13 protein-coding genes are annotated in these 11836 nt (G+C 48.4%); 8 read left to right on the top strand and 5 right to left on the bottom strand.

Translation table 11 applies throughout. The features are described from left to right. From HY879_22885 to HY879_22875, 3 genes are all read right to left on the bottom strand, one after another. On the bottom strand, positions 1–565 hold a 565-nt coding region (locus tag HY879_22885; GenBank protein MBI5606189.1), incomplete at its 3' end, for an acetolactate synthase large subunit. 16 nt (positions 566–581) lie between these two features. After that, complete coding sequence (gene recR, locus HY879_22880) at positions 582–1193, bottom strand: recombination protein RecR (protein MBI5606188.1); 612 nt, start codon at positions 1191–1193, stop codon at positions 582–584. Positions 1194–1195: 2 nt separating this feature from the next. Then, a complete protein-coding gene (locus HY879_22875) occupies positions 1196–1507 on the bottom strand; it encodes a YbaB/EbfC family nucleoid-associated protein (protein MBI5606187.1) in 312 nt (103 codons plus the stop codon). Between the two features lie 286 nt (positions 1508–1793). Here HY879_22875 and HY879_22870 point away from each other — a divergent pair, with 286 nt between their 5' ends. From HY879_22870 to HY879_22845, 6 genes are all read left to right on the top strand, one after another. Beyond that, positions 1794–2708 (top strand): chromate resistance protein, encoded by a 915-nt coding sequence (locus HY879_22870; GenBank protein ID MBI5606186.1) that lies wholly within the window; start codon positions 1794–1796, stop codon positions 2706–2708. Positions 2709–2725: 17 nt separating this feature from the next. Then, a complete protein-coding gene (locus HY879_22865; protein MBI5606185.1) occupies positions 2726–3013 on the top strand; it encodes a hypothetical protein in 288 nt (95 codons plus the stop codon). Between the two features lie 30 nt (positions 3014–3043). Further along, positions 3044–3487 carry a chromate resistance protein gene (locus HY879_22860; protein MBI5606184.1) on the top strand — a complete coding sequence of 148 codons (444 nt, stop codon included), beginning with the start codon at positions 3044–3046 and terminating at the stop codon, positions 3485–3487. Between the two features lie 3 nt (positions 3488–3490). Further along, entirely contained in the window at positions 3491–4768 is a 1278-nt protein-coding gene (locus tag HY879_22855; protein MBI5606183.1) for an MFS transporter, read from the top strand. A 120-nt stretch (positions 4769–4888) separates the two neighbouring features. Continuing rightward, the gene (gene chrA / locus HY879_22850) at positions 4889–6208 is read left to right on the top strand and encodes a chromate efflux transporter (protein ID MBI5606182.1); all 1320 of its coding nucleotides are present in this window, start codon (positions 4889–4891) and stop codon (positions 6206–6208) included. Positions 6209–6390: 182 nt separating this feature from the next. Further along, positions 6391–9561, top strand: coding sequence for a pyruvate, phosphate dikinase (locus HY879_22845; protein MBI5606181.1), 3171 nt, complete (start codon positions 6391–6393; stop codon positions 9559–9561). 51 nt (positions 9562–9612) lie between these two features. Here HY879_22845 and HY879_22840 read toward each other — a convergent pair whose 3' ends face one another. Both HY879_22840 and HY879_22835 read right to left on the bottom strand, forming a co-directional pair. Next, positions 9613–9969: a type II toxin-antitoxin system HicB family antitoxin gene (locus tag HY879_22840; GenBank protein ID MBI5606180.1), complete on the bottom strand. Its 357-nt coding sequence runs from the start codon at positions 9967–9969 to the stop codon at positions 9613–9615. Next, positions 9966–10223, bottom strand: coding sequence for a hypothetical protein (locus HY879_22835; GenBank protein ID MBI5606179.1), 258 nt, complete (start codon positions 10221–10223; stop codon positions 9966–9968). The genes HY879_22840 and HY879_22835 overlap by 4 nt, the downstream gene beginning before the upstream one ends. Positions 10224–10403: 180 nt before the next feature. On the opposite strand from HY879_22835, the gene HY879_22830 reads away from it, so the two are divergent. Together HY879_22830 and HY879_22825 are read left to right on the top strand one after the other, a co-directional pair. Then, the gene (locus tag HY879_22830) at positions 10404–10832 is read left to right on the top strand and encodes a transcriptional repressor (GenBank protein MBI5606178.1); all 429 of its coding nucleotides are present in this window, start codon (positions 10404–10406) and stop codon (positions 10830–10832) included. Between the two features lie 61 nt (positions 10833–10893). Then, positions 10894–11649 carry a transporter gene (locus HY879_22825; protein MBI5606177.1) on the top strand — a complete coding sequence of 252 codons (756 nt, stop codon included), beginning with the start codon at positions 10894–10896 and terminating at the stop codon, positions 11647–11649. Positions 11650–11836 lie beyond the last annotated feature (187 nt).

Genomic DNA, 11836 nt, shown 5'->3' with positions numbered 1-11836 from the left:
TGGGATGCCCCTTGATAGTCGGGTGATAGCTGGGAAGATACACCTCTTTAATGGGCTTGTATTTGATCCGGCCCACTTGGATATCCCTGGGAAGGTCCACCAAAACCGGGCCGGGTCGCCCGGTGCGGGCCAGGTAGAAGGCTTCCTTCAGGATCCTGGCCAGGTCGTTGATGTCCTTGACTAAGTAATTGTATTTGGTAATGGGAATACTGATACCGTAAATATCGGCCTCCTGAAAGCTGTCATTGCCGATCATGGAAGTAGGCACCTGGCCGGTCAAAGCCACCATGGGCACCGAGTCCATGTAGGCATTGGCCAGACCCGTTACCAGATTGGTCGCCCCCGGTCCGGAGGTGGCGATACAGACGCCCACTTTCCCGGTAATCCGGGCATAGCCGTCGGCGGCATGGGCGGCCCCTTGTTCGTGCCGGGTCAGGATATGCCGGATGGGGCAATCATATAGGGCATCATAGAGAGGAATAATCTGCCCCCCCGGAAATCCGAAAACCACATCCACCCCTTCTTCCAGCAAGACCTCAATAATAATTTCAGAACCTTTTTTCATACCTGACGACATACTGTTATGCATCCCTCCTGCTGTCTAAGGCCATTTTGATCGTCCAGTTATCCATGTATTTGAGATCCCCGCCCATGGGAATTCCGTAAGCAATCCGGGTCAATCGCAAATCCGGTTTTTTGGCCTTGATCTGTTCTATTAAAAAAGAGACCGTCGCTTCTCCTTCGGGGGACGGATTGATGGCCAGCACCACCTCGGAAATATTTTCCCGGTCGAGCCGTTCCATCAGCTCCCGGATCCGCAGATCCTTGGGGCCTACCCCGTCGATCGGAGACAAGGTCCCTTGCAGGACATGATACTTTCCCTTAATGCCGCCGGCCTTTTCCAAGGCCATCAGGTCCCCCGGACCTTCCACCACACATAAGATCCCGGAACCCCGGTCATGATTTTGGCAAAGCGGACAAGGATCGGCTTCGGTCAGATTAAAACAGATGGAGCAGGAACGGATCTTTTCCTTAACTTCGGACAGGGTACGGGCCAATTCCAGGACTTCCGCCTGTGGGCGCCGAAGGAGATGCAAGGCCAACCGGGTGGCCGTCTTTTCTCCCAATCCCGGCAGACGGGAAAGGGAAGCGATCAAGGCGGCTAAAGGCGGCGGATATATGGACACCCCCATCACTAAAAAAGCCCGGGGATTTTAAGTCCACCCGTTACCTTGGCCATTTCCTGAGAGACCATCTCCTGGGCCTTTCTAAGGGCGTCATTGACCGCGGCCTGGACCAGGTCCTGAAGCATCTCGACATCATCGGGATTAACCACTTCGGGTTCTATCTTAACCGAAAGGATCTCCTGACGGCCATTGGCCACAACAGTCACCATCCCGCCCCCGGAGGAGGCCTCCACGGTCTTTTGGGCCATTTCTTCCTGGATTTGGGCCAATCGGTTCTGCATCATCTTGGCCTGGTTCATGATATTCCCTAAATTTTTCATAAAAAGTTCTCCCGTCCCCTTTTCTTTTGAGTTTTGAATCGGGGAAATCACTTTAAAAAAATTATATATTAAAAAAAAATCTATGAATTGTAAAGCATTCTTTGGGACTTAAAAACCGTACCATCCGGGAAAGTAATTCTGCAGCCTCAAAAGATGGATAAAATGGGCTTGACAAATGAAGTAACACATATTACATTCGAAACAAATGATACAAAAAACCCAGACAAAAACAATGGGCTGGCTCCTTTTCTTTTATAGTCTCCCTTCCAAACCTGTTGGGAACAGGATGAAAATCTGGAGAAAATTATCCCGGATAGGCGCCATTCCCTTTAAAGGGTCGGTATATATTCTCCCCGACAATGAAGAAAATCATGAATATTTTCAATGGCTGGTTGCGGAAGTTAGCGGTAGGGGGGGGGAAGGAGCCTTTGTCCGGGTTGAACGGATAGAATCCATGCCGGAGAGGGAACTTATCGCCCTTTTTGATCATTATAGGGAGAAGGATTATCGCCTTGTGGAGGACCGGGTTGAAACACTGGAAAGAGAGATCGCTAATTTAAAAAAAAGGGGGGGCTTAGAAAAAAATAAAAAATTGACCGATGACCTTGGCCATCTCTCCAAAGAATTCGAGGCGATTAGGAAAGTGGATTTCTTTTTATCAAAAAAAGGGACCTCCCTGGAGATAAAAATGAAAGCCATCCATAACGATATAAAGACCTTGTCGACAAAGGAGGTAAAAAAGCCGGAGAAACTGATTTCTTTAAAGGACCGGAAAGATTACCAGCGAAGGATTTGGGTTACCCGAAAACGACCTTATGTGGACAGGATGGCCTCGGCCTGGCTCATTAGGAAATTTATCGATAAAAGGGCGGTTTTTAATTTTAATGATGAAGATGAAATAGCAAATCATAAGGAAGAATATGTTAACTTTGACACGAAAAACGGGGAATTTACCCACCAAGCAGATTTTTGTACCTTCGAGGTTCTGATCAAGGCTTTTGGGTTAAAAGACAAGGCCCTCAGCAAGCTGGCCGAAATCGTTCATGAGATTGATTTGAAAGATGAAAAACATCATGCCCCGGAAGCGAGGGGGGTGGAAGAAATATTGAAAGGTATCCGAAAAACCGTCAAGGAGGACGGGGAGATTTTAGAAAAAGGCATAGCCTTGTTTGAGATACTTTATGCCTCAAAAACTTTATAAAAAAAGGGGAAATAATTATGCCACCTATTGATCGACATGTAAAAATAAGCCAGGAAAAAACAGGGAAAGAGTACCGGGAGATCCATGAATGGATTGATGATCCGGAGCACAAGAACGAACGGCACGATATCACTCGGGTACTCGAATTCAGTCGGATGTTTGAGGACAAGTACGGTCAGGAAGGGGCTCAGGAGTACGTCCGGCACCTGGCCGATGACTTGAACGGCAAATTCAACCATTTGGTGGAGGACGTCCAGGCATTGATGGACAAGACTCTGGCCTATTTCGGCCTAAAAACTCCTTAGCCTGAGAAATAAGACTGAAGGAGACGACTTATGAAATGGATAACCCGTTCCCATGTCCACGTCGACCGAGTGGCTTGTCCCTGGTTGATCACCCGGTTTATTGACTCGGATGCCCGATTTCTTTTTGTTCCAAAGAAGAGGGTTTTGGAAATCGCAGAAAAGGAAGGCGCTGTTGCTTTCGATACACCGGGGGCCGAATTGCATCACCGGGACGCCCTCTGCACTTTCGATGTGATCATCAAGGAGTTTGAATTGACCGATCCGGCCCTGCTGCGGATGGCCAGGGTCATTAATGCTGCAGACACCAACCGGCTTAACGCCGATCCTCTGGCTGCCGGCTTTGAAGCCATCGCCGTAGGCTTCGGCCTGCGCTATCCCGACGACCAGGAAAACCTCGAGCGCCAATTCGAAGTCTATGACGCCCTTTATGCCTGGTGCCGTCTGGATGTGGCCGGGAGCGGATCGAAAGGATAATCCATGGCGTCCCCGGACACCCCAACCACCCGCACCGCCCGGATCACCGACTTCCTCGCACTGCAACGCAGCACCGTCGGATTGCTTGGCATGGTGGTGCTGGTGGGTATGGGGGAGCGAATGGCCGAACGTTTTCTGCCCATCTACCTGATGGCCCTGGGGGGCGGCGCCCTGACTATCGGCCTGCTCCAGGCCATGGACAACCTGCTTTCGGCCCTGTACAGCTTTCCCGGCGGTTACCTGGCAGACCGTATCGGTACTAAAAGGTCGCTGCTGGTCTTTAATCTGGTGGCTATGACCGGTTTCGGCCTGGTGATCGTGATCCCTTCCTGGCAGGCGGTCCTGGTCGGGGCGGTGCTCTTTATCTCCTGGTCGGCCATCTCGCTACCGGCCACCATGAGCCTGATGTACAAGGTGCTCCCCCAAAACAAGCGCACCATGGGGGTGACCATGCACTCGCTGGTGCGTCGCATCCCCATGGCGCTGGGGCCGTTGGTCGGCGGGGTCTTTATCGGCGTCTGGGGCGAGCGAAACGGGGTTCGTCTGGCCTTTGGGGCGGCGCTGGCGCTGGCGGGGGTGGCCCTGGTGCTTCAACAGCGCCTCCTTACCGACGATACCTCCGGAACAAAATCCCCGGCAGAGGCCTGCGGTCTCAGGCCGGAAAAAAACCCGCTGAAATTGCTGCGGTTGATGAACCCGGCCATGAAGGGACTCCTGGTCACCGACATCCTGATCCGCTTTTGCGAACAGATCCCTTATGCCTTCGTGGTGATCTGGTGTATGAAGACCATCGCCGAGCCGGTATCCGCCGTTCAATTCGGGTTTCTCACCACGATTGAAATGGCCACGGCGGTATTGGTCTATATCCCGGTGGCCTACCTGGCGGACAGGTGTCACAAGAAGCCTTTTGTTCTTATTACCTTTATCTTTTTCACCTTCTTCCCCCTGGTGCTTCTGTACAGCCGAACATTCGAATGGCTCCTGCTCGCTTTTGTCCTCAGGGGCCTGAAAGAATTCGGCGAGCCTACCCGCAAATCCCTGATTATGGATCTCTCCCCAAAAAGCTGCCAGGCGGGCATGTTCGGGCTCTACTACCTGATCCGGGACGTTTTTGTATCCGTCGCCGCCCTGGGCGGAGCGTTTTTATGGCAAAACAGCCCGGAGGTTAACTTCATCACGGCCTTCGTCTTCGGGATCATCGGCACGGTCGGTTTCGCGGTTTGGGGTCGAGACATGATGGTCCCCGACAAAATATCGGTGAACATAAGAGCTAACCAATAAAAAATAAAATTTCTATTCTCTCCATCGACATAGTCTTTAATTTGGATTTCCGGTGGAAGCTGAATCAGTGGCTTAACTTAAATACCTCGGCCGGAAGAAGTTTACACTCGGTTGATAGAAATGAAAAATATGGAAGACCAGACCCCCCATCCTTCTTTTTGGGAAGGCTTTAAGTTTTGGTTAAAATTGGGGTTCATCAGCTTCGGAGGTCCGACCGGCCAAATCTCGATAATGTACCAGGAATTGGTGGAGAAGAAAAAATGGGTCTCCAATAACCGGTTCCTGACAGCCCTAAATTACTGCATGCTGCTGCCCGGTCCGGAAGCCCACCAACTGGCCATTTACATCGGATGGTTGCTTCATAAAAATTCGGGCGGGGTTGTGGCCGGGATTTTTTTTGTCCTGCCTTCCATCTTCATCCTTTTGGGATTAAGCACTATCTATGCCGCTTTCGGAAATATCCCCTGGATTGCGGGTATTTTTATGGGCCTGAAACCAGCGGTCATGGCCATTGTCGTCACGGCGGTCATCAATATCGGGAAAAAGGCTTTAAAGAATGAAGTCATGGCTATCCTATCAGCCTTGGCCTTCATGGCCATTTTCTTTTTAAAAATTCCCTTTCCCCTGATTGTCATAGGGGCCGGCGTGATCGGGTTGGCAGGAAGCGTCTGGCTGCCAAGTAAGTTTATCGTCATCAAGGATAAAGGGGAGGCCTACGAAGAAGCTTATGTCCAGGTGTGTGAAGATCCAATCTCCTGTCATATAATCCCATCAAAAAAACGAAACGTTTATTTAATAATGATTTTTCTTTTTTTGTGGACCTTTCCTTTTCTGGCCCTCTTTCTAATACGGTCAACGCCTGTATTTATTACCGCAGGGGTCTTCTTCACCAAGGCGGCTTTTTTAACCTTTGGGGGGGCCTATTCGGTGTTGGCCTATATTGCTCAAGCCGGGGTTGAACAATTCCATTGGCTGACGGCCCCTCAAATGTTGGATGGGCTGGGGCTGGCGGAAACCACTCCGGGACCTTTAATTATGGTTGTCCAGTTTATCGGTTTTATGGCCGGGTGGAATCACCCCGGCAACCTCACGCCATTTTGGGGTGGACTTGTCGGCTCTTTGATAGCCACCTATTTTACTTTCCTGCCCTCTTTTCTCTTCATTTTGTTGGGAGGGCCTTATATTGAAAAATTCAGTGGAAACAAAAAGATCTCCTCGACCCTTTCGGCTATAACCGCTTCTGTGGTTGGCGTTGTTTTGAACCTCGCGGTCTGGTTCGGCATACAGATCCTTTTCCCGGAGACCAACGGGTTTAACTGGTTTGGTGCGGGGGTAGGATTGGTTTCCTTTGTGGCCCTGCAATGGGGAAAGATCGGCATGATACCGGTTATCCTGGCCTCCGGGGGTATGGGCTTAATTTGGAATTTATTTTTACTCTAATCCTGGACGGCAATGTGTAACGGCGGTATTCCTGAAAAAGAATTAATCGATATCAAAGGGCCAAGGCGAGGGTCTGAAGACAGTCTTGTTTATATGCCCGACAATGCCGTTCGTTCCCATATGGTCGAGGCCTTGGTCAATCATTTTCTAAATTTTAATTCAACGATTGGAGAACCATTAACATGGGAAGATTCCTGAAACTTTTTTCCAAAGGGGATAGCTGCCGGTTGTTGGTCAACCTCGAAGGAAAACATGTCAGCCGGTACCAATTTTTTAAATCCCTTCTTGAACACAATCATGCCTGCCTCAGTTTCATTGCCGGGCTGGAGCAGATGTATTACAGTGGCCGTCCTTTCAGTCTCGTCGAAGTTCGGAAAAAGGTCCAAGATTTATCCGCTGAACTCAAGGCCCTGTTAGCTGACTTCGATATCCTGTCGGAAAGTAAGTTTTCTTCTCTATCCGGGGTCTATCAAAGACTTCAGCAGGAACTGGCTCAGGAGCTAAGCCCTATGATTGCCTTTTCATCCCAAGAACTGGTATTGACTCTTGAAGCCCTTACCCCCGAAAAGCGAAGCCTGGTCGGAGCGAAAGCAGGTAATTTATCCGCCATAAAAAATGACCTCCAGGTACCCGTTCCGGAAGGCTTTGCCGTCACAGCCGTAGCATACGAAAAATTCATTGAAGAAAATAAGTTAGCCAAGCCCATTGAGATAGAATTGTCCCTGTTCGATCCCGAGTCGTTGAATGGAATGGAAAAAATCGGCACAACGCTCATGACCATGATCCTCCAGGCCAGTGTACCGGAAAATATTCAAAAGGCTATTTTAGAAGCTTATGATTCCCTGGAAGAACGATCCGGAAAAGACCTGAGGATTTCCATGCGCAGCAGTGCCATTGGCGAGGACACGGAAGCCGGGTTTGCCGGTCAATTTCAAACCGTATTGAATGTCAGGCGGGAAAATATTTTAGAAGCCTTTAAAACCGTCCTGGCCAGTAAATATTCTGCGAGGGCGCTGCTTTATCGATATCAACAGGGATTTATTGATCAACTGACCCCCATGGGTGTAGCCGGCATAGAGATGATTGATGCCAAAACAAGCGGGGTACTCTATACCCGTGATCCGGAAGATCCGGAGTCCACCCATCTGAAAATCAGTTCCATTTGGGGCTTAGGAGAACACCTGGTGGATGGCAGCGCCTCCCCGGATCAGTTCCTGGTGGATCGAGAAACGATGGAGATCAAAAAAAAGGTAACCAGCAGGAAAGATCATCGACTGATCAGTTCGCCCCAGGGGGGCACGATGTTGGAAGAAGTTCCTGAGCAGGAGAAGGGGATGCCTTCCCTTTCAGATGACAAGGTCATCCAATTGGCACACTATGGATTAAGGTTGGAAAAATATTTTGGCAGTCCCCAGTATATTGAATGGGCCATGGATCAGGGCGATCGATTATTTATTCTTCAATCACGTCCCTTGAATCTTCCTAACCGCAAACCGGAGCAGATCGAAATTCGGCGAGATCTCCCCAATCACCCAATCCTCCTTTCCAAAGGCCAAGTCGCCTCCCCGGGCATTGCCGCCGGGCCGGTTTATCTATTAAAGGAAGAAGGGGACCTTGAAAATATTCCCCAGGGTTCCATACTGGTGGCCAAAACGGCTTCTCCCAATTATGCCAGACTGATGGGCAAGATTAAAGGGATCATTACCGATATCGGCAGCATCACCAGCCACCTGGCCTCCGTGGCCAGGGAGTTTGGGATTCCGGCTATCTTCGATACTGACAAGGCCACTTCCACTCTGGCTCACGGAGACCAAGTTACCCTTCAGGGAGAAACCACCACGGTCTATAAAGGCATCGTCGAGGAACTGGTCGGCAATTTTCAACTCCCTCAAAATAGGATTTTTGAAAGTCCGGTCCATCACCGGCTTAGAACCATCCTGGATTTAATTTCTCCTCTGAATCTTACCGATCCTCACCACCCCTCCTTTTCTCCGGAAGGATGCCGGACTTTTCAAGATCTCGTCCGTTTTACTCATGAACAGGCCGTAAAAGAAATGTTCGGCCTGGTGGATACTGCCGGCAGCAAATCCGTCGCGATACGCTTAAAGACCAACATCCCTTTAGTTCTTTATCTCCTGGATTTAGGAGGAGGGCTCAAGGAAGGTTTGTCTACCTGCGACTCCATAAATCCCGACCATATTGAATCCATTCCGATGAAAGCCGTCTGGAAAGGCTTCACCCATCCTGGCATCACCTGGGCCGGATCGATAAATTTTGACATGAAAAAATTTATGACCTTGATGGCCGTGGCGGCTACCTCGGAATTTGGCGAAACCCCTGGGGGGGATAGTTATGCCCTGCTATCCAGGGACTACCTGAATTTCAGCGCCAAATTCGGTTATCATTTTGCTACGGTGGATTGCTTGTGTGGTGAGTACAGTAGCCAAAATTATATTGCCCTGCAATTTGCCGGGGGCGCGGGGAATTATAGGGGACGCTCCTTGAGGGTAATTTTCCTGGCCGACATCTTAAAAAAATTGGGCTTTGAGATCACCATCCAGGGAGATTTATTGGAAGCCTCCCTAATCGGATACAATCGAAGGTCCATGGAAGAAAAGCTGGACCAGGTGGGCAGACTGTTGGCCTGCAGCCGTCTCTTAGACATGGCCCTAAATAGTCAGGGAGACATCCAGCGTTTGACCGATCGGTTTTTTAAAGAAGAATATGATTTTTTGACCGGCCCGCAGCAAGAAAGATTAGAGGGCTTTTTTGTTCAAACCGGGGAATGGAAACAGAGCACTGAAGACGGCCAAACCGTCTTTCTTCAGGATGGCTCCAAATCAGGGTTGTTTTTGTTTTCGGGTTTGGTGGGTGCAGTCAGTAAGGTTGTGGGAACTTCCACCCAGGAGTTGCTGGATAACATCGAAGCCTATTATTATTTCCCCCTGGCTATCGCTAAGAACAGCGAAATGGCCGATGGAATGGCCCAAGTTCAGGTCAAGGCCATTAAAGGGAGCATTGATCGGGCCGGAGGACTCGCCTTTGGAATAAAAAATTCAGGAAATTATCTTGTCTTTCGCATCAACGCCCTGGAAGACAATGTGATTCTCTTTGAATATATTAACAATAAACGCTTTCAGCGGGCTTCAGTAAAAATAAAGATCGATTCCAATCGTTGGTATGGGCTCAAGGTGGAAATCAAAGGTCCACACCTGACAGGATATGCTGATGATGAACCGGTCTTGGAATATGAAGCTCAGACCCCTATCAAGGGGCATGTGGGCCTTTGGACCAAGGCCGATTCGGTAACGGTCTTACGTGAGCTTACCTACGGGGGCCAAAAAAAAATCTAATGATTATGTTTTTATGAATGAAAAAAAACAGCTTACCCGCTTTTCGAGAGCTTATCGATAGGCTAATTTTTCGGATATGAAGGAAAGGAGCAATTGATTTTGACTGACCCCTTCTTTTTCTGCGGTTTCCATTATCTTTTTGTGGATATACCGGGGCACTCTCAGAGTAAGCCTTCCAGTTGTTTCCTGATGGCGTGAGGGTTCCGGTATTTTCCACCCTTTCTCATAAGCCGTGGTCAGCCATTCGTCCTTAACCTCATGCGCAGCCTTTACCGCTTCTTCCAGTGTTTCTGCATGCATCACGCAGCCAGGAAGGTCGGGGAAGCTGACAAAATATACACGGTCATTTTGATCATATTCTATTTCCATTCGATAATGAAATGATTTATAGGTGGCTAATTTTTTCATTTTTGCTCTCCTTTTCGTAAAGCATCGATGGCCAGGAGGCACAGATCGACATAATGACTCAAAACTTTATTTTCCCGTCCATGAGGAATCGGAACGTGGGGCATGATAATGCCCTTCAGTTGGTCGTGGGAAAAAATATAACCATGTTTTGTCCTTTTCAACGTAAATCCAAACAGATCCATTACCTTCAGCAATTCATCCATCCGGACGTTGCTTCTCCCGGTTTGTATCTTCAGGAGTAATTTATTTTTCATAGAAAGTCATTTTATATGACTTCATATGTGGTGTCAATTTTTTCTAAAGAAAATTGATCATAATTTTTTGACAGATTTTAATATAATGCTTGACATAGTTAAACATTTTTGGTTTATTGAGACTGAATCTCAATTTCAATTACAGAGTCTAATCAATGAAAACAGCATAAAAGGGTGAGGATGATCAAGCCGAAATCGCAATTCAGAAGATATTTGGGTGAGCAGGGTCTAAAAATGACCCCGGAGCGGGAGCGGATCTTAGAGGAGATCTTTGCTACCGAGGGCCACTTTGAGGCCGATGAGCTGACCTTTCGTCTTCGGGGGAAAGGAGAAAAAATCTCCAAGGCCACGGTGTACCGGACTTTACCCCTTCTGGTCAAGGCCGGGTTGATCAAAGAGGTGATCCATGGGGAGAAGCACCTCCATTATGAGCATGTCCATGACGGAGAGGGCCACCATGATCATTTGATCTGCCTGAAATGCGGGAAAATTACTGAATTTGAAGAGCCGGCCTTAAGGAAAATCGAAAAACAGGTCTGTCAAAAAAATGGGTTCACTCCTGAAAAGGTCCTATTTGAGATTTTTGGTTATTGTCCGGGCTGTCAATAAATTTTTCATTTTTGTTGAGAATGAGTTTCAATAAATTTAATAATTAAAGGAATAGACAATAATGGTAAGAAAGTTAATAATAATTGGCTTAGTTTTGTTTTACTCAACCCCGGCCCTGGCCGCCCATCCCCTGATTACCGATGATACCGGTACCCAGGGCCAGGGAAACTTCCAGATTGAAGTGAACAGTGAATTCGGCCATAGCGACGGGTCTGGAATAACAGAAGATACTTTTTCGATCACTAACGTCCTGTCTTATGGGATATTGGATCAATTGGACGTTGTCCTCGGTGTTCCCTATTTGCAGATCAGAACGGAGGGCTCCGGAACTATTGCTACGGAAAGAGGGATCTCGGACACCTCCCTTGAAGTAAAGTGGCGATTTTATGAAAGAGATGGTTTTAGTTTGGCCCTAAAACCGGGAATATTACTGCCCACCGGAGATGATTCCAAGGGACTCGGAAACGGCAGGGTGAATTACAGCTTCTTTTTCATCGGTACTAAAGAATTAGAACCCTGGGCTTTTCATCTGAATCTGGGGTATAAAAGACATCAAAACGGGGTGGATGAGAGAGTCGACATCTGGCATGCCTCTCTGGCCTCTGAAATAAAACTGACCAAGACCCTCAAGGCCGTTGCTAATATCGGGACGGAAAGAAACCCTGATCCGTCTTCCGATATGCACCCCGCCTTTATCCTGGGAGGGCTTATCTATTCCCTGACCGAAAAAATCAACCTCGATCTCGGAGCGAATCTCGGGCTGAACAGGGCGGACCATTACTATTCCTTTCTGGCGGGAATATCGTTTAAGTTTTAAACCTCATGCCCCCCAGGGGGGCGCCACGAAGCATCAAAATTAATTCAATAGTATAGGAAATTCCTTTTTTGACAATGGTCAGGCTATAGACGGTTAAGGGGGGGGAGAATAATATTTTATTTATGGAATCATATGGTTATAATACGGACCCGGGATGGGAATATTTTATCAATGGGGAGACCGGGAG

The sequence above is a fragment of the Deltaproteobacteria bacterium genome, from assembly GCA_016219225.1.
In the GTDB taxonomy this organism is placed as follows: domain Bacteria; phylum Desulfobacterota; class RBG-13-43-22; order RBG-13-43-22; family RBG-13-43-22; genus RBG-13-43-22.
Note: the sequence above shows the minus strand (reverse complement) of the source record. Positions and strands in the feature narration are given on the sequence as shown.

Coding starts and splice junctions, on each gene's coding strand:
- HY879_22830 (MBI5606178.1), top strand. CDS start 10,404: ATGATCAAGCCGAAATCGCAATTCAGAAGATATTTGGGTGAGCAGGGT.
- HY879_22845 (MBI5606181.1), top strand. CDS start 6,391: ATGGGAAGATTCCTGAAACTTTTTTCCAAAGGGGATAGCTGCCGGTTG.
- HY879_22875 (MBI5606187.1), bottom strand. CDS start 1,507: ATGAAAAATTTAGGGAATATCATGAACCAGGCCAAGATGATGCAGAAC.
- HY879_22860 (MBI5606184.1), top strand. CDS start 3,044: ATGAAATGGATAACCCGTTCCCATGTCCACGTCGACCGAGTGGCTTGT.
- HY879_22835 (MBI5606179.1), bottom strand. CDS start 10,223: ATGAAAAATAAATTACTCCTGAAGATACAAACCGGGAGAAGCAACGTC.
- HY879_22870 (MBI5606186.1), top strand. CDS start 1,794: ATGAAAATCTGGAGAAAATTATCCCGGATAGGCGCCATTCCCTTTAAA.
- HY879_22840 (MBI5606180.1), bottom strand. CDS start 9,969: ATGAAAAAATTAGCCACCTATAAATCATTTCATTATCGAATGGAAATA.
- HY879_22825 (MBI5606177.1), top strand. CDS start 10,894: ATGGTAAGAAAGTTAATAATAATTGGCTTAGTTTTGTTTTACTCAACC.
- HY879_22865 (MBI5606185.1), top strand. CDS start 2,726: ATGCCACCTATTGATCGACATGTAAAAATAAGCCAGGAAAAAACAGGG.
- recR (MBI5606188.1), bottom strand. CDS start 1,193: ATGGGGGTGTCCATATATCCGCCGCCTTTAGCCGCCTTGATCGCTTCC.
- chrA (MBI5606182.1), top strand. CDS start 4,889: ATGAAAAATATGGAAGACCAGACCCCCCATCCTTCTTTTTGGGAAGGC.
- HY879_22855 (MBI5606183.1), top strand. CDS start 3,491: ATGGCGTCCCCGGACACCCCAACCACCCGCACCGCCCGGATCACCGAC.